22 protein-coding genes are annotated in these 20,713 nt (G+C 71.1%); 4 read left to right on the plus strand and 18 right to left on the minus strand.

Features of this window, described 5'->3' with window-relative positions; genetic code table 11:
• Positions 1-131 precede the first annotated feature (131 nt).
• Positions 132-1,586, minus strand: coding sequence for an alkaline phosphatase PhoX (locus ADK86_RS11980; RefSeq protein ID WP_053696579.1), 1,455 nt, complete (start codon positions 1,584-1,586; stop codon positions 132-134).
• Positions 1,587-2,059: 473 nt separating this feature from the next.
• Between ADK86_RS11980 and ADK86_RS11985 the strand changes: the two genes are divergently transcribed.
• Both ADK86_RS11985 and ADK86_RS11990 read left to right on the plus strand, forming a co-directional pair.
• The gene (locus ADK86_RS11985; RefSeq protein WP_078882863.1) at positions 2,060-3,223 is read left to right on the plus strand and encodes a hypothetical protein; all 1,164 of its coding nucleotides are present in this window, start codon (positions 2,060-2,062) and stop codon (positions 3,221-3,223) included.
• Between the two features lie 23 nt (positions 3,224-3,246).
• Positions 3,247-3,687 carry a hypothetical protein gene (locus tag ADK86_RS11990; protein WP_053696580.1) on the plus strand — a complete coding sequence of 147 codons (441 nt, stop codon included), beginning with the start codon at positions 3,247-3,249 and terminating at the stop codon, positions 3,685-3,687.
• A 99-nt stretch (positions 3,688-3,786) separates the two neighbouring features.
• On the opposite strand, the gene ADK86_RS11995 is transcribed toward ADK86_RS11990, so the two are convergent.
• A complete protein-coding gene (locus tag ADK86_RS11995; protein ID WP_053696581.1) occupies positions 3,787-5,286 on the minus strand; it encodes a hypothetical protein in 1,500 nt (499 codons plus the stop codon).
• Positions 5,287-5,534: 248 nt separating this feature from the next.
• Between ADK86_RS11995 and ADK86_RS12000 the strand changes: the two genes are divergently transcribed.
• Positions 5,535-7,400 (plus strand): endonuclease/exonuclease/phosphatase family protein, encoded by a 1,866-nt coding sequence (locus tag ADK86_RS12000; RefSeq protein ID WP_420718844.1) that lies wholly within the window; start codon positions 5,535-5,537, stop codon positions 7,398-7,400.
• A gap of 69 nt (positions 7,401-7,469) precedes the next feature.
• Positions 7,470-8,375, plus strand: a complete 906-nt coding sequence (dapA, locus tag ADK86_RS12005) for a 4-hydroxy-tetrahydrodipicolinate synthase (protein WP_053696582.1) — start codon at positions 7,470-7,472, stop codon at positions 8,373-8,375.
• Here dapA and ADK86_RS12010 read toward each other — a convergent pair.
• The 16 genes from ADK86_RS12010 to ADK86_RS12080 form a co-directional block, all read right to left on the minus strand.
• Positions 8,332-9,153 carry an EI24 domain-containing protein gene (locus tag ADK86_RS12010; RefSeq protein ID WP_053696583.1) on the minus strand — a complete coding sequence of 274 codons (822 nt, stop codon included), beginning with the start codon at positions 9,151-9,153 and terminating at the stop codon, positions 8,332-8,334. The genes dapA and ADK86_RS12010 overlap by 44 nt on opposite strands.
• Before the next feature lie 57 nt (positions 9,154-9,210).
• Complete coding sequence (locus ADK86_RS12015) at positions 9,211-9,933, minus strand: hypothetical protein (RefSeq protein ID WP_053696584.1); 723 nt, start codon at positions 9,931-9,933, stop codon at positions 9,211-9,213.
• Positions 9,930-10,094: a hypothetical protein gene (locus ADK86_RS43085; protein ID WP_159393837.1), complete on the minus strand. Its 165-nt coding sequence runs from the start codon at positions 10,092-10,094 to the stop codon at positions 9,930-9,932. Before ADK86_RS43085 ends, ADK86_RS12015 begins: the two co-directional genes overlap by 4 nt.
• A gap of 208 nt (positions 10,095-10,302) precedes the next feature.
• Complete coding sequence (dapD, locus tag ADK86_RS12020) at positions 10,303-11,304, minus strand: 2,3,4,5-tetrahydropyridine-2,6-dicarboxylate N-succinyltransferase (protein ID WP_030597948.1); 1,002 nt, start codon at positions 11,302-11,304, stop codon at positions 10,303-10,305.
• A 99-nt stretch (positions 11,305-11,403) separates the two neighbouring features.
• Entirely contained in the window at positions 11,404-12,417 is a 1,014-nt protein-coding gene (locus ADK86_RS12025; protein ID WP_053696585.1) for a hypothetical protein, read from the minus strand.
• 179 nt (positions 12,418-12,596) lie between these two features.
• Entirely contained in the window at positions 12,597-13,136 is a 540-nt protein-coding gene (locus ADK86_RS12030) for a TetR/AcrR family transcriptional regulator (protein ID WP_053696586.1), read from the minus strand.
• Complete coding sequence (locus tag ADK86_RS12035; RefSeq protein WP_053696587.1) at positions 13,136-13,456, minus strand: DMT family transporter; 321 nt, start codon at positions 13,454-13,456, stop codon at positions 13,136-13,138. The genes ADK86_RS12030 and ADK86_RS12035 overlap by 1 nt, the downstream gene beginning before the upstream one ends.
• Positions 13,457-13,543: 87 nt before the next feature.
• Positions 13,544-13,909, minus strand: a complete 366-nt coding sequence (locus ADK86_RS12040; protein ID WP_030597939.1) for a VOC family protein — start codon at positions 13,907-13,909, stop codon at positions 13,544-13,546.
• A 44-nt stretch (positions 13,910-13,953) separates the two neighbouring features.
• Positions 13,954-14,289 (minus strand): metal-sulfur cluster assembly factor, encoded by a 336-nt coding sequence (locus tag ADK86_RS12045; protein WP_003983961.1) that lies wholly within the window; start codon positions 14,287-14,289, stop codon positions 13,954-13,956.
• Positions 14,286-14,744, minus strand: a complete 459-nt coding sequence (gene sufU, locus ADK86_RS12050) for a Fe-S cluster assembly sulfur transfer protein SufU (RefSeq protein WP_003983960.1) — start codon at positions 14,742-14,744, stop codon at positions 14,286-14,288. The genes ADK86_RS12045 and sufU overlap by 4 nt, the downstream gene beginning before the upstream one ends.
• 20 nt (positions 14,745-14,764) lie before the next feature.
• Positions 14,765-16,021, minus strand: a complete 1,257-nt coding sequence (locus ADK86_RS12055; protein WP_053696588.1) for a cysteine desulfurase — start codon at positions 16,019-16,021, stop codon at positions 14,765-14,767.
• Positions 16,018-16,782 carry a Fe-S cluster assembly ATPase SufC gene (gene sufC / locus ADK86_RS12060; RefSeq protein ID WP_003983958.1) on the minus strand — a complete coding sequence of 255 codons (765 nt, stop codon included), beginning with the start codon at positions 16,780-16,782 and terminating at the stop codon, positions 16,018-16,020. The genes ADK86_RS12055 and sufC overlap by 4 nt, the downstream gene beginning before the upstream one ends.
• 6 nt (positions 16,783-16,788) lie before the next feature.
• Positions 16,789-17,124, minus strand: coding sequence for a non-heme iron oxygenase ferredoxin subunit (locus ADK86_RS12065; RefSeq protein WP_003983957.1), 336 nt, complete (start codon positions 17,122-17,124; stop codon positions 16,789-16,791).
• The gene (gene sufD, locus ADK86_RS12070) at positions 17,121-18,305 is read right to left on the minus strand and encodes a Fe-S cluster assembly protein SufD (protein ID WP_053696589.1); all 1,185 of its coding nucleotides are present in this window, start codon (positions 18,303-18,305) and stop codon (positions 17,121-17,123) included. The genes ADK86_RS12065 and sufD overlap by 4 nt, the downstream gene beginning before the upstream one ends.
• A gap of 55 nt (positions 18,306-18,360) precedes the next feature.
• Positions 18,361-19,782: a Fe-S cluster assembly protein SufB gene (gene sufB, locus ADK86_RS12075; RefSeq protein WP_003983955.1), complete on the minus strand. Its 1,422-nt coding sequence runs from the start codon at positions 19,780-19,782 to the stop codon at positions 18,361-18,363.
• Positions 19,779-20,627, minus strand: a complete 849-nt coding sequence (locus ADK86_RS12080; protein WP_030180591.1) for a helix-turn-helix transcriptional regulator — start codon at positions 20,625-20,627, stop codon at positions 19,779-19,781. The genes sufB and ADK86_RS12080 overlap by 4 nt, the downstream gene beginning before the upstream one ends.
• Positions 20,628-20,713: the final 86 nt, after the last annotated feature.

Here is a 20,713-nt window from a genome sequence, read left to right on the forward strand (position 1 = left end):
CAAGTCCGCCGGTCTCCCCAGCCGCCCGCCCGGCCCTCTGCGTCGTAGTCGTCGTCCGCGTGCTCACTCTTCGTACAACGTGACAGCCGGGGCCGGGATTCCTGGCGGCAGCGCACCCACCGCCGCAACGCTCACCTCTGCCGCCGCCACGGCCCCCTGATCGCCAGCATGATCCCCGGCTCCTGGATATTGGCGTACAGCACGCGGCCGTCGGGCGAGAAGACCGGGCCGGTGAATTCGCTGTACCGGGGGTTCTCGGCGGTGCCGATGTTGAGGTCGTTGCGGGCGATGGGGTACGTACGGCCGTCGTCCGTGGCGCCGAACAGGTGCTGGATGCCCTCGCCGTCCTCGGCGATGATCAGGCCGCCGTACGGGGAGACGGTGATGTTGTCGGGGCCGTCGAACGCGCCGTCCTCCTCGGGGTCCGGATTGATGCCGAGGAGGACCTTCAGGGTCAGGGTGCGGCGGCGCGGGTCGTAGAACCAGACCTGGCCGTCGTGGCGGACGGGGCTCTCCTCGCGGGCGTAGGAGGAGACGATGTACGCGCCGCCGTCGGCCCACCACATGCCTTCCAGCTTGCGGGCGCGGGTGATCTCCCCGTCGGCGAACTGGTTGCGTACGGAGGTGGTGCGCGCGTCGCGGTCGGGGACCTCGATCCAGTCGACGCCGTAGACCGTGCCGGTCTTCGTGGCGCGGGAGAGGTCGTCGACGAACCGGCCGCCGGAGTCGTAGCAGCGGGGCGCGGCGAGGGTGCCCGCGTCGCCGGCCAGGGTGCGCAGCCGGCCGCGGCCGTGCTCGAAGCCGTGCGGCGGGGTCCAGCGGTAGAGGAGGCCGTTGGGGCGGTCGGCGTCCTCGGTGAGGTAGAGGTGGCCGCGCCGGGGATCGACGACGACGGCTTCGTGGGCGTAGCGGCCCAGCGCCTTGACGGGGCGGGGGTCACGGGCGGCACGAAGATCGTGGGGGTCGACCTCGAAGACGTAGCCGTGGTCCTTGGTCATGCCGTTCCGGCCGGCCTTGTCCTCGGTCTCCTCGCAGGTCAGCCAGGTGCCCCAGGGGGTTCGGCCGCCCGCGCAGTTGGTGGAGGTGCCGGCGATGCCGACCCGTTCGGTGACGTGCGTACCGTCCCGGGAGACCTCGACGACCGTGCAGCCGCCGGCTGCGGCCGGGTCGTAGACCAGGCCGTCGGCGAGCGGGACCGGGTGCGGCCACTTCGCTCGCGGGCCCTTCAGTTCGTGGTTGTTGACGAGCAGGGTGGTGCCGCGCGGGCCCTCGAAGGTGGCGGTGCCGTCGTGGTGGGAGGGGGTGGATTCACCGGTCTCCAGTGTGGTGACGCCGGTCCGGGTGATGATCTTGTACGTGAATCCGGCGGGCAGGGCCAGGAGGCCGGCCGGGTCGTCGATCAGCGGCCCGTAGCCGGGCGCGCGCCCGCGTGCACCGGCGGCCGGGACGGACCTGTCCGTTCCCTCCGGGAGTTCCTGCCCGATGGCGCCGGGCGCGGTGGCCAGGACACCCGCGCTGCCGGTCAGTGCGATGCCGGCACCGGCGACGGCGGAGCGTTTGGCGAAGTCTCTGCGGGTGAGCGGCATGTCATCTCCTGTACGGGCCGGTGCGGGAGTGCTGTGCGCTGTGCCTCACACCTTGGCGCGCCGCGGCGAACCGCGGTTGAACCCGGTACGACGCCACGATGTCCGGGAAGCGTTTCCCTTCACCCCGGAAAATCATGGCAAACAAGGTCATCAGGGGCATCTGCGCAGCAAGCGCAAGATTTATCGCGTACCTCCTTGACCGCCGACCGGCCCCCGCAATAGACAGTCCCTACCTGCATCACCCGTAAGGAGAGCGGTGCGCCCGGGGCCGTACGGAGCTGTTCGGGGAGCTGTTCCGTGCCGGGTTCCCGCCCTCCCCTGAGAGCCCGCCGCCGCAGGCGGCCCGGGCTCGTGAAGCGAACGCGGTCCCGCCCCGCAGCCGTAGCCGCCCGTACGCGGGAGCCTTCGCGCGTGCCACCGGACGCACGGCTGAGAGCCGCGCGGGACGCCCACCGGGGAAGAGGTGGTCTGGTGTGAACCAGCCCGAGATGATGCGCGGACCCACTGGAGGTCAGGTCAGCGACACCTCCCGCCAGCAGGCACTTTCCGACTTCATGCACCCGCAGAACCCGACCGCGAACGTGGTCGGCTTCGGGCACGGCGTGAAGTGGACCAACGGCGAGCCCACGGGCGAGGAAGCCGTGCTGGTCTTCGTCACACAGAAGGTTCCGGAGTCGATGCTCCCGGAGCGGGACGTGATCCCGCGCGAGATGGACGACGGCACCCCGACCGACGTCCTGGCCGTCGGCCACATCTCCGCCCAGCCGCAGCAGCGCGTACCGGGCGGGCAGCAGGGCCGGTCGCTCGCCGAGGAGCAGGGCCGTCCCATGGGCGACGGCGGCCGGATGGGCGCGCTCGCCCAGCCGCTGCTCGAAGAGCTGAGCCAGCTCGGCAGCGCCCTGGAGCCGCAGCTGCTCAAGCGCCGGATGCGGCCCTGCCCGGCCGGCTTCTCCGTCGGCAACGTCCAGGTCACCGCCGGCACGCTGGGCAGCGTGGTGTACGACTTCCTGCCCGGCGCCGCGACCAACCCGCCGGCGCCCGGCCTCGGCGTACCGGGCAAGTTCTACATCCTGAGCAACAACCACGTCCTGGCGGACTCCAACCGGGCGCCGCTGGGCAGCGCCGTACTGCAGCCGGGCAAGTTCGACGGCGGTACGGACCCCGCGGACCGGATCGGCACGCTGGACCGGTTCATCTCGATCCAGTTCGCCCCGCAGATCCCGCTGACGCAGCACAACAACGTGGTGGACGCGGCGCTGGCGAAGATCGAGTTCGAGGACGCCACGCGCCAGACGTACTTCAGCGGCGCGCCGCGCGCCTGGCGCCGCAAGTCGGCGGTGGCAGTGGGCGACCTGGTGAAGAAGACCGGCCGGACCACCAACATCAGCTTCGGGCGGATCGTCTCCACCGACGCCACGGTCGACGTGAACTACGGCACGGCCGGTACGGCGCGCTTCAAGGACCAGATCATGACCACGAACATCTCGGCGGGCGGCGACTCCGGTTCGCTGGTGACCTCGCTCGACAACGTCGCGGTCGGTCTGCTCTTCGCGGGCTCGTCGACGGTCACCATCGTCAACCACATCGAGACCGTCCGCACGCTGCTGCGCGTCGAGGTCGCCGAGCAGCTGGCCTGACCCACCGAGCCCGAGGGAGAGTCATGACAAGCGCAGCACCGAAGAAGAAGGGTCCGGGCCACGAGCACCAGTTCATCAACGCCCAGGGCTCCGAGGTCAAGACCCGGGACGAGGCGTTCGCCGTCCAGCGCGACGTGTCCGCCGAAGCGCTCCAGGTCACCCAGAAGATGGCGCTGCACAACCAGGCGCTCACCTTCGACATGGAGGTCAACTACAACCCGAACACCAACGTCATCACGGGCGGCCGGATCACCACCGGCATCTGCGGCGCTCCGTGGGACATCACCGGCGGCTCGATCGGCAGCTCGCTGCGCATCGACGCCAAGCGTCCGGGCACCGGCGGCAACTGCGCCGCGACGGTCACCATCATCGGCCAGTTCCAGGTTCCGCTGTCCTACCGCGGCACCTACGGGTTCAACGGCCAGTCCACCTCGTTCAACCACACGACGCAGATCGTGTGCTGACGGCACACCTCCGCCAAAAGAGGCGGCGGGCGGCGGGAGCACCGAGGTGCCCCGGCCGCCCGCCGGTCGCGGCAGCTCGCGGGAGCCGCCGCCGAACCCTCAACTCCCCTGTCGCGAGCGGGCCTTGAAGGCGGCCTTGCGGGCCTCCTTGGCGGTCTTGCGGTCCGGGTGGAGGCGGCCCATGGCCTCCAGTACGTCGGCGGTCGCCGGGTGGTCCACCCGCCAGGCCGTCTCGAAGAAGCCGCTGTGCTGGCCGACCAGGCCCTCGACCAGGGCACGCAGCTCGGCCGCGCTCTCCTCGGCGGCGTCGGCCGCGCCGAGCTGGGCCGCGATGGTGTCCACGGTCAGCCAGAAGATCATGTCCTGGGACGGCTCGGGGACGTCCGTGGCGCCGTGCTCGGCGAGCCACACCCGGGCCAGACCGCCGAGCTGCCGGTCGTCGAGCACCTCGCGCAGCGCGGGCTCGGCCTCCGGCCCGCACAGCGACAGCGTCTGCTGGCAGGCCAGCCGGCGCAGCGGCGCGTCCTCGTCGTCGCCGCGGGCGGCGGCGAGCAGGTCGCGGGCCGCGTCCAGGGGGCTGCGGGCCGCGAGCCACTGCTCGGACTCGGCCTGGGCCAGCGGTTCGGGGTAGCCGGGCAGGGCGTCCAGCAGGACGTCGGCGCCCTTGTCGGTGAGGTCGCCGACGGCCGGGGCGTCCACGCCCGCGTCCAGCATCCGGGCCCGTACGGCGTAGACGCCCAGCGGGGTGAGCCGGACCATGCCGTACCGGGAGACGTCCTCGTCCTCCAGGGGCTCGGGCGTCTTGACCGTCGAGCCGTCCTCGTCCAGCTCCTCGATCAGCGCCTCGTCCACCGGCCGGTACGCGACCAGACCGATCGGCTCCAGCACCCGGAACTGGTCGTCGAGCCGCATCATCGCCTCGGACACCTCTTCGAGGATGTCGTCGGTCGGCTCGTCCATGTCGTCCGGCACGATCATGGAGGCGGCGAGCGCGGGCAGCGGCACGGCCTGCTCGGGGTCCTCGTTGAGCGCGGTGAGCAGGTAGAGGTTGCCGAGGATGCCATCCAGGAGCTCGGCCTCCTCCTCCGGGTTCCAGTCGATCGCGTCCAGGTCCAGTTCGCCGCCGTCGGCGATCTGGTCGGCGATCTCGGACAGGTCGGGCGCCACCGCGTCGGCGAGCACGGTCTCCATGCCGCCGAGCCAGATGTCCAGGATGTCCCGCGGGCTGCCGGAGGTCAGCAGTGCCAGCTCCTCGCCGGGCGCGGCGGTGCCGGCCGCGGCGTCGTCGGGCAGCTCGTCGCCCTCCTCGGCGGCCTCGGCGGTCTCCTCGATCTCCACCAGGCCGGTGTCGACCGCCAGCTGCCACGCCTCGGCGGCGTACCCGGCGCCGTCCTCGTCCGCGCTCAGGCCGAGCTGCTCGACGGCGGCGGCCAGCTGCTCCTGGAGGAGTTCACCGCCGACGCCGACGGGCACGCCGGGCTCGGCCCAGCGGGCCAGCTGCGCGGCCCGGGCGAACAGCGGCGCGCTCAGCGCGTCCCGCGCCAGCTCCGCGTCGGAGTGCAGCCGCACCGGCGGCAGGGTGGGGCGCTCTGCGGACATCTCGGGTTCAGCTCCTCGTCGGGACTACGGCTCGTGCGAAGCCCCAGCGTAGACGGAATTCCGTGCATCTCGGGCGGTTCACCTGGGTTTCCGCGCCCGTACACCCGGCGAACCTTGACAACTGCGGTGGCCACACAAGAGATTGACGCGCGTAGAGGCGGCCGGACCGTTTCCGCTCCACTGCTTTTCCGCCTTCTCCCGCTCGTCCGCTCATCCCTACCCCCTCGCCCGCCTTCCGGAGGCCCGCCGTGTCCGCGCAGATACCGCCGCACCATCCGACCCGTACGCCCCGCCGCCGCGCGCTGCGCAGGTCCGCCACCCTGACCGCGGTGGTCGCCGCCGCGCTGACCGGCGGGCTGCTCGCGGTCCCGCAGTCCGCGTCGGCCGCGGGCACCCGTATCCACGACATCCAGGGCACCACCCGCCTGTCGCCGTTCGCGGGGAAGCAGGTCGCGGACGTGCCCGGCACGGTCACGGCGGTACGGGCCTTCGGCTCGGCCCGCGGCTTCTGGGTGCAGGACCCGCGGCCGGACCGGAATCCGGCCACCAGTGAGGCGATCTTCGTCTTCACCGGCAAGCAGACGCCGAAGGCCGCCGTCGGTGACGCGGTACGGGTCTCCGGTACGGTCAGCGAGTACTATCCGGGCGGCGAGCGGGCCGGCCTCCAGTCGGTCACCGAGATCACCGACGCCACCTGGACCGTCGACTCCTCCGGCAACCCGCTCCCGGCGGCCTTCAAGCTCAACGCCTCGACCGTGCCGGATCGTTACGCCCCGTCCGCGGGCGGCAAGAGCATCGAGAACCTGCCGCTGCGCCCCGGCGCATACGCCCTGGACCGCTATGAGTCGCTGGAGGGCATGCGGGTCTCGCTCACCGACGCGTCCGTCGTCGGGCCGACGAACACGCACAACGAGCTGTGGGCGACCGCCGAGCCGCGCCACAACCGCACCGTGCGCGGCGGCGCGCTCTACGGCTCGTACCAGGACCCCAACCCCGGCCGGGTCAAGATCACCTCGTTGATCCCCTTCGCCCAGCGCCCCTTCCCCGTCGCCGACACCGGCGACCTGCTGACCGGCACCACCGCGGGCCCGCTGGACTACGACAACTTCGGCGGGTACGGGATCGCCGCCACCGAACTGGGTACGCTCACCGACCGCGGCCCGGCCCGCGAGACCACACGCGAGCAGCGCGCCGACGAGCTGGCGGTGGCCACGTACAACGTCGAGAACCTCTCGCCGAAGACGCCGCCCGCCAAGTTCGCGCGGCTGGCCGAGGCGCTGGTGAAGAACCTGGCGTCGCCGGACATCGTGGCGCTGGAGGAGGTCCAGGACGACAACGGCCCCACCGATGACGGCACCGTTTCCGCGAACGCGACGCTCAAGCAGCTCACCGACGCCGTGCAGGCCGCCGGCGGCCCCTCGTACGCCTGGCGGCAGATCGATCCGGCGAACAACCAGGACGGCGGCCAGCCCGGCGGCAACATCCGGACCGCGTTCCTCTACAACCCGGCCCGGGTCTCGTTCACCGACATCGCCGGGGGCGACGCCACGACCCCGGTCAAGGTGACCGGCTCCCACGGCAAGCCCCGCCTGACCGCCTCGCCGGGCCGCATCGACCCCGGCAACGCGGCCTGGGCGAACAGCCGCAAGCCGCTGGTCGGCCAGTTCTCCTTCCAGGGCCGCCCGGTCTTCGTCGTCGCCAACCACTTCAACTCCAAGGGCGGTGACCAGGGCCTCGACAGCCGCTTCCAGCCCCCGGCCCGGACCTCGGAGACCCAGCGGGTCCAGCAGGCCGAGGCGGTGCGCGGCTTCGTGGAGGACGTCCTCAAGGTCGACCCGAAGGCCGACGTGGTGGTGGCCGGCGACCTCAACGACTACCAGTTCTCCCCCGCCCTCAAGGCGCTCACCAAGAACGGCGTGCTCACCGACCTGGTCGGCCGGCTGCCGCGCGGCGAGCGCTACGGCTACGTCTACCAGGGCAACTCGCAGGTGCTGGACCACATGCTCACCAGCCGCCACCTGCGCCACGTGGACTACGACATCGTCCACATCAACGCGGAGTACGCGGACCAGTCGAGCGACCACGACCCGCAGGTGCTGCGGCTGAAGCGGTAGCACTGCTAACCCATAGCGGGAGTACATCTAAGTAGACCTGAAGACCGTGGTGGCGACAGACTCCGCTCCATGACCTCAACGAGCAGCGTCCCGTCGCCACCGCCCTTCGGCCGCACCGCCGTCGCCATGGTCACCCCGTTCCGCGCCGACGGCACGCCGGACCTCGACGGCGCCCGGCGCCTGGCCGCGCACCTCGTCGCCGAGGGCTGCGACGGCATCGTCCTCAGCGGCACCACCGGCGAGTCGCCGACCACCACCGACGCCGAGAAGGAAGCCCTGGTGCGGACCGTCGTCGGGGCGGTCGGCGACCGGGCGCGGATCACCGCCGGGGTCGGCACCGGCGACACCCGGCACGGCACCGAACTGGCCCGCGCCGCCGAACGGGCAGGCGCGCACGGCCTGTTGGTGCTCCCTCCGCCGTACTCGCGCCCGGGCCAGGAAGCCGCCGCACACCACCTGCGCACGATCGCGGACGCCACCGGCCTGCCCGTGATGCTCTACGACATCCCCGGGCGCACCGGCACCGCGCTGGCCGCCGACACCCTGCTGCGCCTCGCGGAACATCCGCGCATCCGGGGCGTCAAGGACTGCGCGTACGACCTCATGAAGACCGCGAAGGTGCTGGCCACGACCGATCTCGCGTACTACGCGGGCTGCGACGAGCAGACCCTCCCGCTGCGGGCGATCGGCGCCGTCGGCTGCGTCAGCACGGTCGCCAACGCCGCGCCCCGGGAGGTACGGGCGGTCCTCGACGCGTACGACGCCGGCGACCCGGCGGAGGCCACGCGCCGCTACCTCCGCCTCGTCCCGCTCATCGAGGCGATGATGGACGCCGGGCACCCCGGCGCGGTCACGGCGAAGGCGCTGCTGAACGCGCTCGGGCTGCCCGCGGGACCGGTCCGCGCGCCCCTGCTGGCGGCCGGGCCGGAGGTCACCAGCGAGCTGATGGCGGCGCTGAAGGCTGCCCAGCGGTAGCCCCGTCCGCCACCTGCGGATCCTCTTCCTCCGCTTGCCCGCCGTCATCGGTGAGGTCGCGGACGAGCAGCGTCGCCCCGGCCACCGCGCCCGGCATCAGGAACACGGCCACGAACGGCACCAGGAACGCCAGCACCAGCGGCGTACCGAACCCGACCGCGAGCCCCTTGCGGCCGCGCAGCATCCGCAGCCGCTCCCGTACGGGAATGCCGCGCCGCTGCATCGCCACCGAGGTCAGCTCCACCGTGAGGAAGAAACCGGAGACGCAGAAGCCGATCGCGGGCACCACGGTCTGTCCGACCACCGGCAGAAAGCCCAGCAGGAAGAAGAGCACACCGAAACCGGCGGCGCGCACCAGGACGTGCACACTGTCCTTGAGCGAGATCCACAGCTCCCGCCACAGCGGCAGGTCAGGACCGGGCGGGCCGCCGCCCTCGGACTCCTCGACCTGCTCCGCCAGCGCCTCGTAGAAGGGGTCGCCGACCAGCAGCGTGACGGCGGTGAAGGTCAGTACGGACAGCAGCAGCCCGCCCGCGAAGAGCAGCGCGACGAACAGCCCGCGCAGCAGCCCCTGCCAGGGCGAGCCCCAGCCGTCGGCGAAGGGCGTCGCCCAGGCCGCGAGGTCGCCCGCGTAGAAGGCGAGCGCGCCCAGCGCCGCCGCGTACAGCACCAGGGTGATGAGCGCCGGGATCAGCCCGAACCCCCACCACCTGCCGTGCCGGGCAACCCAGCGTTGCCCCTTCCCCAGGTACCCCGTTCCCGCCACAAGATCGCGCATGCCGGTCAGCGTAACCGGCCGGTGGCAAGTGTCCGTCTCCGTACTGTACGGATACGGTTACGAGGTGCGGTCCGCGCCGTCCTTGCCGGTGAACCGGGCCAGCTGGCGTTGCAGCCAGTCCAGCCGGGCCTGCATCAGGGTCGCCTCGGCGGCCAGCTCGGGGACGGTACGGGCCTCGGACGCCGGCCGCTCCCCGACGGGCTCCGCCCCGGCCTCCGGATCACCGCCCGCGACGATCCGCAGCGGCCCGCCCCCGCGCCGTACGAACTCCGGGAAGCTCACCGCCGTCCAGGCCGCGAACGCCGTACGCCCGCGCCGGGCCGCGCACCCCGCGCAGACGGCCGTCAGCACCCGCCACCCGGTACGCCCCCACCCCGCGTCCGCGAACGCGCACGGCACCCCGCCGCACGCACACGCGCCGACCCGCGCCACCCGCACCCGCTGCCGCTCGTACCGCATGCCGCGCTCGAAGCGGATGTACGCGCCGAGAACCGTGACCTCCAGCAGCACCGCCTTGCGGTACTGGCCGGCGCATGCCAGGGCCAGCGCCTGATCGAAGGTGTGCACACAGTAGAAACCGCAGTCGCAGCGCAGGGCGGGGCAGCGGTGGCGCCTGCCGTACACACAGCGCGCCTCGTCGAAGAACCCGTACGGAAGCGCACCGCCGAGCGAGACCCCGGCGAACCCGGCCCGCTCGCCGTCGTGGGAGAGCACGGCATGGGCGAGCTTGTACCCCTCGGGCGGCGCGGCGGGACGCTCCTCCGGCAGCCGCAGCCTCATCGCCCGGCGGGAACCGGATGCCGCTCCGGAACTTCGACGGACACCGGCTCCGGAACCTCGCACTCCGCGACCGTCTCGGGCACCGCCACGCCCCCTTCGGCGCTCGTCACGGCCTCCACGTCCTCCGCGACACCGACAGCAAGCGCTTTGCCCAGCCTCATGACGCCTCCCGGTACGGACCGGTCCGTTCGAGCCCTCGCCGCCGGACTCCCCGGACTCCGATGGACATCGTCCCGCCATGGTGCCCAGGAACAGCCGGGTTGGCACGGTCCGATACCGGCCACAGCGTGCGCCGGGCATGGATGTGGCCCGGCGGGGCTCCCCCGCCGGGCCACGGTGTCACGCAGGTTCCTGGTGCGGCAGCGCGCCTCAGTTGTGGCTGTGCAGCACCTCGTTCAACCCGCCCCAGGTGGCCTTGTTCGGGCGGGCCTCGACGACGCCGGTGGTGGAGTTGCGGCGGAAGAGGATGTTGTCGGCGCCGGAGAGTTCGGCGGCCTTGACGACCTGGCCGTCGGGCATGGTGACGCGGGTGCCCGCGGTCACGTACAGGCCCGCCTCGACCACGCACTCGTCGCCCAGCGCGATACCGATGCCGGACTCCGCGCCGAGCAGGCAGCGCTCGCCGATCGAGATGATCTGCTTGCCGCCGCCGGAGAGGGTGCCCATGGTGGAGGCGCCGCCGCCGATGTCCGAGCCGTCGCCGATGACGACGCCCGCGGAGATCCGGCCCTCGATCATCGAGGTGCCGAGCGTGCCGGCGTTGAAGTTGACGAAGCCCTCGTGCATCACGGTGGTGCCCGCGGCGAGGTGGGCGCCCAAACGCACCCGGTCGGCGTCGGCGATCCGCACGCCGGCCGGGGCGACGTAGTCCGTCATCCGCGGGAACTTGTCGACACTGGTGACCTGGAGGTGCAGGCCCTCGGCGCGGGCGTTCAGGCGCGCGGTCTCCAGCTGGTCGACGGCCACCGGGCCCAGCGAGGTCCAGGCGACGTTCGCCAGCAGCCCGAACATGCCCTCCAGGCTCTGGCCGTGCGGCTTGACCAGCCGGTGGCTGAGCAGGTGCAGGCGCAGGTACACGTCGTGCGCGTCCAGCGGCTTGTCGTCCAGCGAGGAGATGACCGTACGGACGGCCACGACCTCGACACCGCGGCGCGGGTCGGGACCGACCGCCTTCGGCGCGGCCTCGCCGAGCAGTTCGGCGGCGCGCTCGGCGGTCAGCCGCTCGGTCCCGGCGGGGCCGGGCTCGGCCACCAGCTCCGGCGCGGGGAACCAGGTGTCGAGGACGGTGCCGTCGGTGGTGACGGTGGCGAGCCCGGCGGCGACGGCGCCGGTCGTACGTGAGGAAGCGGAGGAGGTAGCAGCATCGGTCATGCCGAAAACCTAACCGGAGGGGGGCTGCCCAGGCGAACCGGTCCGGGAGGCGGGACGCCGGCCGGGCCCGGGAACCGGTCGTGCCGCCCGCCCGCGGCCCTAGATGCGGCTCACCGTGCCGCAAGCGCCTGCCTTCTCGTCGCGCAGTTCCTTGCTCCGGTCGTACGGGTCGGTGGCCGGGCCGGACGCCTCGGCCGCCGCCCGGCTGTCCGGGAACTGCGGGTGCAGGAAGCCGTCGTACACCGCGCAAGCGTTGTTCCCGAAGTCGGAGTCGTAGCCGGTCAGGGCCAGCTTGCCCGGCGTCACCCGGAAGCGGGCGGGGTCGTTGATCTCGACGTCCACCACCCGGCGGACCACCGTACGGGTCACCTCGGAGGCGCCCGGCGCGGCCCGCACGACCGGGTAGACGAAGGTGTGGTCGGTGTGGACGGCCAGCGCGCCGTCCCGGCCCTCCTTGAACGTGATCCGCCCCCGCGTCTTGACGACGTCACCGACGAGCCGCACCTCGTGCGGGTCGAACCGGGTGAACAGCCGCAGCGGATCGTGGTCCCGGTCCGGCTTCGCGAGCCCCTTCGCCACGTCTTCCCGTACGTCCGTCTGGAACGGATCGATCAGGTCCAGCGCCGCGGTGGGCCGCTCGCCGCGCAGCGTGCGCGGGTTCAGGTTGGCGTCGGTGAGGAGTTCCCTGACCTTCCGCAGGACGTCCGCCACCTCGTCCTTCGACAGCCGTCCCACCGGCCTGGCGTCCGGCAGGACGATGCCCGCCGCGCCGTCCGCGTACCGTACGGCGGGCGAGCCCGCGAAGGGCGCCGCCAGGGTCGGGGTGGCGGGAAACGCCTCGTCGGCGGGCGCCGCGCCGGGGGCGGCGGTCTCCGGCGGCAGCGGCGCGGCGGCCGTGGTGTCACCGCCGAGCCGGCCGGGGAGCTTCGAGCGGATGTCCCCCGGGTTCAGGACCAGCACCGCCGCCCCGGCCGCGACGATCACCGCGGCGCCGATACGTATCCGCTTGCGCCGCCGCGCGCCCCGTCCGTCCCGGTCCCGCCAGGCGGGTCCGGTGAACCAGTCCTCGGTGCCGTCCGCCTGCTTGCCCGGGCCCTGGGGCTTCCTCTTCACGTGTGGTTCTCTCGCCTCGTGCCGCTGGGCGGCAGCAGGCACAGAACGCCGCAAGGCCCCCCACGTGATCAATAACGATCAAGATCTACACGGGGGCGGACACATGTCACAAGTTGAGCGATAAAGGATGGATGACCGGGCGACCGCCGAACGCTCACCGAGCGACCACCGGAGCCCCCTCAGCCGATCACCCGCGCCACCGCGTCCCGCACCTCCGCGCGGTCGAACTCCCGCCCCGTCAGCAGATGTTGCAGCATCAGCCCGTCGATCAGTCCGACCAGCGCCCGCGCGGTCCCCGCGTCACCGGTCCGCCGCCGCAGCAGCTCGGCCATCGTGTCGAGGCATTCGGCCGCGAGCGGCCGCACCGCCTCGTGCCGCAGGGCCGCGAGGTACAGCTCGTACTCCAGCTCCACCCGCGACCGGTCCCCGCCCAGCGACTCCTCGACCAGCCGCGTCAGCTCGTCCGCGAGCGGCACGTCCGGATCCACGCCCCGCACCCACGCCTCGATCCCGGCCAGCCACTCCCCGTTGACCTGCCGCAGCGCCGCGATCAGCAGATCGTCCAGCGAGGCGAAGTGGTACGTGGTCGAGCCGAGCGGTACGTCCGCCTCGGCGGCCACCGCGCGGTGGCCGAGCCCGGCGATGCCCCGCCCGGCCACCACCCGGATCGCCGCGTCGATGATCCGCTGCCGCCGGTCGGGGTCGTAACGGCGGGGCATCAGTGCGCTCCGCCCAGATTCAGCACGACAACGCCCGCGATCACGAGCAGCACCCCGATGATCCGCGCGGCGGTCGCCGCCTCCCCGAGGAACACCATCCCGATCGCCGCCACGACAGCCGTCCCCGCCCCGGACCAGATCGCGTACGCCGTCCCGACGTCCATGGTCTTCAGCGTCTTCGCGAGCAGCACGAACGCGACGACGTACCCCAGCGCGGTCCCGAGCGAGGGCCACAGCCTGCTGAACCCGTCGCTGTACTTCATCGCGGTCGTCGCGAGGATCTCGGAGAGGATCGCCCCGGCAAGCGTCACGTACACCATATGTACGAGCGTACACAACGTTGCGTACGACCGTACGTAAAGCCGGGCCCGACGATCACTCCCGTACGGGCCCCGCCGGGTTCCCCCTCAGTCCAGCAACGACTTCTTCGGCCTCAGCACGCAGAATTCGTTGCCCTCCGGGTCCGCCAGGACCACCCACGACACGTCGTCCCCCTGCCCCACGTCCACCCGCCGCGCCCCGAGCCCGATGATCCGCTCGACCTCGGCCGTCTGGTCGTCCGGAGCGAGGTCGATGTGCAGGCGGTTCTTGCCCGCCTTCGCCTCGGGGACGGACAGGAAGGTGATTCCGGGGAGGGCGTTCTCGTCGGCGGCGATGATCACCTCTTCGTCGTCCTCGTGCAGGATGCGCCAGTCCAGGACGCGGGCCCAGAAGGTGGCGAGTCCTTTGAGGTCATGGGCGTCGACGGCGAGTTGGTACAGCGAAACGGCCATGCCCGCCAGTGTGCCTGGCGGGCATGGCCGTGTCAGGGGGTCGGTCAGACGTTGAACCCCAGGGCGCGCAGCTGCTCGCGGCCCTCGTCCGTGATCTTGTCCGGGCCCCACGGCGGCATCCAGACCCAGTTGATCTTGAGTTCGCTGACGATGCCGTCCGTGGCGGACCGCGCCTGGTCCTCGATGACGTCGGTCAGCGGGCAGGCCGCCGAGGTGAGCGTCATGTCGACGGTGGCGATGTTGGCGTCGTCCACGTGGATGCCGTAGATCAGGCCCAGGTTGACGACGTCGATGCCCAGCTCGGGGTCGACGACGTCGTACAGGGCCTCGCGGACCTCTTCCTCCGAGGCCGGCTTCGTGGTCACTGCGTTCTCGGTCATGCGGTCTTCGCCTCCTCGGAGAGGGCCTTGGCGGTGGCGTCCTTCCAAGCCATCCAGCTCAGCAGGGCGCACTTGACGCGGGCGGGGTACTTCGAGACGCCGGCGAACGCCACCGCGTCCTCCAGCACCTCCTCCATGGCGTCGTCCGGCTCCAGCTGGCCGCGGGACTGCATCAGCTCCAGGAAGGTCTCCTGGATCTTCTGCGCCTCGCCCAGCTCCTTGCCGACCAGCAGGTCGTTGAGCACGGACGCGCTGGCCTGGCTGATGGAGCAGCCCTGGCCCTCGTACGACACGTCTTCCACGGTCGCACCGTTGAGCCGCACGCGCAGGGTGATCTCGTCACCGCAGGTCGGGTTGACGTGGTGCACCTCGGCGTCGCCGTCCCGCAGACCGCGCCCATGGGGGTGCTTGTAGTGGTCCAGGATGACGTCCTGGTACATGGAATCCAGCTTCACGGCTCAGTCAGTCCTCGTCCTCATCCGAAGAAGTTGCGGACGTGCTCCAGCCCCTCGACCAGGGCGTCGACCTCGGCCGGAGTGGAGTACAGGTAGAAAGACGCTCGCGTGGTCGCGGGAATTCCGTAGCGCAGGCACACCGGCCGCGCGCAGTGGTGGCCGACCCGGACCGCGATGCCCTGTTCGTCCAGCACCTGGCCCACGTCGTGCGGGTGGATGTCACCGAGCGTGAAGGAGATCGTCGCGCCGCGGTCCTCGGCCGTGGAGGGGCCGATGATGCGCAGGTCGGGGACCTCCAGCAGCCGCCGGACGGCGTACTCCGTCATGGCGTGCTCGTGCGCGGCGATGTTCTCCATGCCGATCGAGGTGAGGTAGTCCACGGCCGCGCCGAGGCCGACGGCCTGCGCGATCGGGGGCGTGCCCGCCTCGAACTTGTGCGGCGCGGGGGCGTAGGTCGAGGAGTGCATGGACACCGTCTCGATCATTTCGCCGCCGCCGAGGAACGGGGGCAGGTCCTCCAGGAGTTCCTGGCGGCCCCACAGGACGCCGATGCCCGTCGGGCCGCACATCTTGTGGCCGGTGAAGGCCACGAAGTCGGCCTGCAGCGCCTGCACGTCCAGCGGCATGTGCGGGGCGGCCTGCGAGGCGTCGATGCAGACCAGCGCGCCGACCTCCTGGGCGCGGCGGATGATCGCCTCGACCGGGTTGACGGTGCCCATCAGGTTGGAGACCAGCGTGAAGGAGACGATCTTCGTACGGTCGGTGATGACCTCGTCGATCGTGTCCAGGTCGAGCCGGCCGTCGTCGGTCAGCCCGAACCACTTCAGCTTCGCGCCGGTGCGCTGCGAGAGCAGCTGCCACGGAACGATGTTGGAGTGGTGCTCCATCTCCGTGATGACGATCTCGGTGTCCTGGTCGACGCGGTACGGCTCGTCCGCCCAGCCGAGCATGTTCGCGACGAGGTTGAGCGACTCCGAGGCGTTCTTGGTGAAGATCACCTCGTCGCGGCTCGGCGCGTTGATGAACGCGGCGACCTTGTCGCGCGCGCCCTCGTACAGCGCCGTGGCCTCCTCGGCGAGCACGTGCACACCGCGGTGGACGTTGGCGTTGTAGCGCTCGTAGTAGGCGTTCAGCGCGTCGAGGACCTGGCGGGGCTTCTGCGAGGTCGCCGCGTTGTCCAGATACACGAGCTTCTTCCCGTCGTGGATCTGTCGGTCCAGGATGGGGAAGTCCTTGCGGATCGCCTCTGTGTCGAGGAGGCCCGGCAGCTTTGTCACGCGGTTGCGCCACCCTTCACGTACGCCTCGTAGCCCTCGGCCTCCAGCTTGTCCGCCAGCTCCGGGCCGCCGGACTCGGCGATCCGGCCGTTGGCGAAGACATGCACGTGGTCGGGCTTGATGTAACGGAGAATCCGGGTGTAGTGGGTGATCAGCAGGGTGCCCACGTCGCCGGACTCACGGACACGGTTGACGCCCTCGGAGACGATCCGCAGCGCGTCGACGTCCAGACCGGAGTCGGTCTCGTCGAGGATCGCGATCTTCGGCTTGAGCAGCTCCAGCTGGAGGATCTCGTGGCGCTTCTTCTCACCGCCGGAGAAGCCCTCGTTGACGTTGCGCTCGGCGAAGGCCGGGTCCATGGACAGCCGCTCCATGGCCTCCTTGACCTCCTTGACCCAGGTACGCAGCTTGGGGGCCTCGCCGCGGATGGCGGTGGCGGAGGTGCGCAGGAAGTTGGAGACGGAGACGCCGGGCACCTCGACCGGGTACTGCATGGCGAGGAAGACGCCGGCGCGGGCGCGCTCGTCGACGGACATTTCCAGGACGTCCTCGCCGTCGAGGGTGACGGTGCCGCCGGTGATCGTGTACTTGGGGTGACCCGCCAGCGAGTAGGCGAGGGTGGACTTGCCGGAGCCGTTGGGGCCCATGATGGCGTGCGTCTCGCCCTGCTTCACGGTCAGGTCGACGCCCTTCAGGATCTCGCGCGAGCCGTTCTCGGCTTCGACGGAGACGTGCAGGTCGTGGATCTCAAGCGTTGCCATGGGGACTCAGGACTCCTGGGTGACGGAGACGAGCACGGAAGCGTCCGGGCCCTCTCCTTCGATCTTTACGGGGTATACGGGGACGGGCTGCGTCGCGGGCAGGCCGGAGGGCTTGCCGGTGCGCAGGTCGAAGCTGGAGCCGTGCAGCCAGCACTCGATGGAGCAGTCCTCCACCTCGCCCTCGGACAGGGAGACGTTCGCGTGCGAGCAGATGTCGTTGATCGCGAACACCTCGCCCTCGGTACGGACGAGGGAGACCGGCACGCCGTCGATCTCGACGCGCTTGGGGCTGTCCTCCTCCAGTTCGGCCAGCCCGCAGGCGCGCACGTAGGCGGCGGTCATGCCACGGACGCTTCCAGCTCGGCCTCGATCTTGGCGATCAGGCGCTCTTCCACGTCCGGCAGACCGATCTGCTGGACGAGTTCGGCGAAGAAGCCGCGGACGACCAGGCGGCGGGCCTCGTCGGCCGGGATGCCGCGGGCCATCAGGTAGAACAGCTGCTCGTCGTCGAAGCGGCCGGTCGCCGAGGCGTGGCCCGCGCCGACGATCTCGCCGGTCTCGATCTCCAGGTTGGGCACCGAGTCCACCCGGGCGCCGTCGGTCAGCACCAGGTTGCGGTTGAGCTCGTAGGTGTCCGTGCCGGTGGCGGCGGCGCGGATGAGCACGTCGCCGATCCAGACGGCGTGCGCGTCCTGGCCCTGGAGGGCGCCCTTGTAGACGACGTTGGAGCGGCAGTTCTGCGCCTCGTGGTCGACGAAGAGGCGGTGCTCCTGGTGCTGGCCGTTGTCGGTGAAGTACAGGCCGTAGAACTCGGCCTCGCCGCCGGGCGCACCGTACGTGACGCGCGGGTGCAGCCGGACCAGGTCGCCGCCGAAGGTGACGACCACGGACTTGAAGCCGGCGTCCCGGCCGACCAGCGCGTTGTGCTGGGCGACGTGGACGGCGGAATCGTCCCAGTCCTGCACCGAGACGACGGTCAGCTTGGCGCCGTCGCCGATGATGTAGTCGACGTTGGCGGCGAGCGTGGCGTCGCCGGTGTGGTCCATCACGACGACGGCCTCGGCGAACGCGCCCAGCTCGATGACCTGGTGGCCGAAGGCGGTGCCGCCCTCGCCGTGCACGGCGATGCGGATCGGCTCGGTGAGCACGGTCTCCTTGGGCACCGTGACGACCGACGCCTTCTCGAAGGAGCTGTACGCCTGGGCGGCGACCCGGTCGACGGGCTTGCCGGCCTTGCCGACGCGCGGGTCGTCGCGCTCGACCAGTTCGTGGGTGACGCCCTCGGGCGCGGTGATGTCCACCTTCAGGTCGGCGCCCGAGGCGACGGCGGTGCCGTCGTGCAGGCCCTTCAGGCGCGCGAGGGGCGTGAAGCGCCACTCCTCCTCGCGGCCGTGCGGCACCGGGAAGTCCGCCACGTCGTAGGACGGCGGGGCGCTCATCCGGGTGGCGACGGTGGACTCCGCGGCCACCGCGATCGAACCGGTGGTTGTCGAACCCGCCGGGATTGTCTGAGCCTCAGCCATGGCTGTCGTCGTGCTCTCTTCCTCGTGAGAAATCAGTAGCTGCCCGCTGCGGCCGTCAGCCGACCGCGCCTTCCATCTGCAGCTCGATCAGCCGGTTCAGCTCCAGCGCGTACTCCATGGGCAGCTCGCGGGCGATCGGCTCCACGAAGCCGCGCACGATCATCGCCATCGCCTCGTCCTCGGACAGGCCGCGCGCCATCAGGTAGAAGAGCTGGTCGTCGCTGACCTTGGAGACGGTCGCCTCGTGGCCCATGGTCACGTCGTCCTCGCGGACGTCCACGTACGGGTAGGTGTCCGAGCGGGAGATCGTGTCGACGAGCAGGGCGTCACAGAGCACGTTGGACTTGGAGCCCTCGGCACCCTCGCCGATCTCGATCAGACCGCGATAGGACGTGCGGCCGCCGGCCCGCGCCACCGACTTCGAGACGATGTTGGACGAGGTGTGCGGGGCCATGTGGACCATCTTGGCGCCCGCGTCCTGGTGCTGGCCCTCGCCCGCGAAGGCGATGGACAGGGTCTCGCCCTTGGCGTGCTCGCCCATCAGGTAGACGGCCGGGTACTTCATGGTCACCTTGGAGCCGATGTTGCCGTCGACCCACTCCATGGTCGCGCCCTCGTAGGCGACGGCGCGCTTGGTGACCAGGTTGTAGACGTTGTTCGACCAGTTCTGGATCGTCGTGTAGCGGCAGCGGCCGCCCTTCTTCACGATGATCTCGACGACCGCGGAGTGCAGCGAGTCGGACTTGTAGATCGGGGCGGTGCAGCCCTCGACGTAGTGGACGTAGGCGTCCTCGTCGACGATGATCAGCGTCCGCTCGAACTGGCCCATGTTCTCGGTGTTGATGCGGAAGTACGCCTGGAGCGGGATGTCCACGTGCACGCCCTTGGGGACGTAGATGAACGAGCCGCCGGACCAGACCGCGGTGTTCAGCGAGGCGAACTTGTTGTCGCCGGCCGGGATCACCGTGCCGAAGTACTCCTTGAAGAGCTCCGGGTGCTCCTTGAGCGCGGTGTCGGTGTCCAGGAAGATGACGCCCTGCTGCTCCAGGTCCTCGCGGATCTGGTGGTAGACGACCTCGGACTCGTACTGCGCCGCGACACCGGCGACCAGCCGCTGCTTCTCCGCCTCGGGGATGCCCAGCTTGTCGTAGGTGTTCTTGATGTCCTCGGGCAGGTCCTCCCAGGAGGCGGCCTGCTGCTCCGTGGAGCGCACGAAGTACTTGATGTTGTCGAAGTCGATGCCCGAGAGGTCCGAGCCCCAGTTCGGCATGGGCTTCTTGCCGAAGAGCTTGAGGCCCTTGAGGCGGAGCTTGAGCATCCACTCGGGCTCGTTCTTCTTCGCCGAGATGTCGCGGACGACGTCCTCGGACAGGCCGCGCTTGGCAGAGGCGCCGGCCACGTCGGAGTCGGCCCAGCCGTACTCGTACGTGCCCAGGCCCTCGAGCTCGGGGTGAGCAGTCTCCGTGGGGAGAGTCATGCGGGGTTCCTCCCGGCCGTGCTTGCAGAAGCTGTGGTGGTCTTGGTGGTGCGGTGGGCGGCCTTGCCGGCGCTTTGTCGGCCCTTCGGGACGAAGGTCGTGCAGACACCGTCGCCGTGGGCGATGGTGGCAAGGCGTTGCACATGGGTCCCCAGCAGGCGGGAGAAGACCTCGGTCTCCGCCTCGCACAGCTGCGGGAACTGCTCGGCGACGTGGGCGACCGGGCAGTGGTGCTGGCAGAGCTGCTCACCTAGCTGATGACTGGGCGCGCTGCGTGCCGTAGCAGCGTACCCGTCCGCGGTCAATGCCTCGGCGAGTGCCTTCGTACGCCCCTCGGGGGCGGCGGCCTCGACGGCGTGCCGGTAGCTCTCGGCGAGGGCCGCGAAGCGGGCGCGGGCGAACGCCGCGATGGCGGCCTCGCCCAGCTCGCCGCCGCCCGCGCTCTCCGCGATCCAGCGCAGCGCATCGGCCGCGAGCTGGTCGTAGGACTGGTCGAAGGCGTCCCGGCCGCAGTCGGTGAGGGCGAAGACCTTGGCGGGGCGGCCGCGGGTGCGGGCGCCGTAGACGCGCTTCTCGCGGGGCTCGACGACGTTCTCCGCGACGAGGGCGTCGAGGTGGCGGCGGACGGCCGCCTGGGTCAGCTCCAGCCGGAGGGCCAGCTCGGCCGCGGTGGACGGACCGTGATCGAGAATGGAGCGCGCGACACGGTTGCGCGTGCCCCGCTGTTCGTCGTGGGACGGCGCGGCGCCGGGGGCGGACCGCGCGGCCCTCGCGGGCGCGGGGCGGTCCGGCCCGCCGGCCGGCCGGGCCGCGGTGCCTTCCTGGTCCTCGCTCGCGTATTTCACAACGCCATTGTTGCGTAATTCCTCAGGCCGATACAACCCTCGACCGGATCACGGACAGGTGGCCTCGATCACTAAGGGTTACCTAA

Origin of the sequence: Streptomyces sp. NRRL F-5755, assembly GCF_001279365.1 — a bacterium.
In the GTDB taxonomy this organism is placed as follows: Bacteria; Actinomycetota; Actinomycetes; order Streptomycetales; family Streptomycetaceae; genus Streptomyces; species Streptomyces rimosus.

Excerpts from the sequence above, each read along its gene's own strand:
- ADK86_RS11980 (WP_053696579.1), bottom strand. The coding sequence starts at position 1,586 with ATGCCGCTCACCCGCAGAGACTTCGCCAAACGCTCCGCCGTCGCCGGT.
- ADK86_RS11990 (WP_053696580.1), top strand. The coding sequence starts at position 3,247 with ATGACAAGCGCAGCACCGAAGAAGAAGGGTCCGGGCCACGAGCACCAG.
- ADK86_RS11995 (WP_053696581.1), bottom strand. The coding sequence starts at position 5,286 with ATGTCCGCAGAGCGCCCCACCCTGCCGCCGGTGCGGCTGCACTCCGAC.
- dapA (WP_053696582.1), top strand. The coding sequence starts at position 7,470 with ATGACCTCAACGAGCAGCGTCCCGTCGCCACCGCCCTTCGGCCGCACC.
- ADK86_RS12010 (WP_053696583.1), bottom strand. The coding sequence starts at position 9,153 with ATGCGCGATCTTGTGGCGGGAACGGGGTACCTGGGGAAGGGGCAACGC.
- ADK86_RS12015 (WP_053696584.1), bottom strand. The coding sequence starts at position 9,933 with ATGAGGCTGCGGCTGCCGGAGGAGCGTCCCGCCGCGCCGCCCGAGGGG.
- ADK86_RS43085 (WP_159393837.1), bottom strand. The coding sequence starts at position 10,094 with ATGAGGCTGGGCAAAGCGCTTGCTGTCGGTGTCGCGGAGGACGTGGAG.
- dapD (WP_030597948.1), bottom strand. The coding sequence starts at position 11,304 with ATGACCGATGCTGCTACCTCCTCCGCTTCCTCACGTACGACCGGCGCC.
- ADK86_RS12030 (WP_053696586.1), bottom strand. The coding sequence starts at position 13,136 with ATGCCCCGCCGTTACGACCCCGACCGGCGGCAGCGGATCATCGACGCG.
- ADK86_RS12035 (WP_053696587.1), bottom strand. The coding sequence starts at position 13,456 with ATGGTGTACGTGACGCTTGCCGGGGCGATCCTCTCCGAGATCCTCGCG.
- ADK86_RS12040 (WP_030597939.1), bottom strand. The coding sequence starts at position 13,909 with ATGGCCGTTTCGCTGTACCAACTCGCCGTCGACGCCCATGACCTCAAA.
- ADK86_RS12045 (WP_003983961.1), bottom strand. The coding sequence starts at position 14,289 with ATGACCGAGAACGCAGTGACCACGAAGCCGGCCTCGGAGGAAGAGGTC.
- sufC (WP_003983958.1), bottom strand. The coding sequence starts at position 16,782 with ATGGCAACGCTTGAGATCCACGACCTGCACGTCTCCGTCGAAGCCGAG.
- ADK86_RS12065 (WP_003983957.1), bottom strand. The coding sequence starts at position 17,124 with ATGACCGCCGCCTACGTGCGCGCCTGCGGGCTGGCCGAACTGGAGGAG.
- sufD (WP_053696589.1), bottom strand. The coding sequence starts at position 18,305 with ATGGCTGAGGCTCAGACAATCCCGGCGGGTTCGACAACCACCGGTTCG.
- sufB (WP_003983955.1), bottom strand. The coding sequence starts at position 19,782 with ATGACTCTCCCCACGGAGACTGCTCACCCCGAGCTCGAGGGCCTGGGC.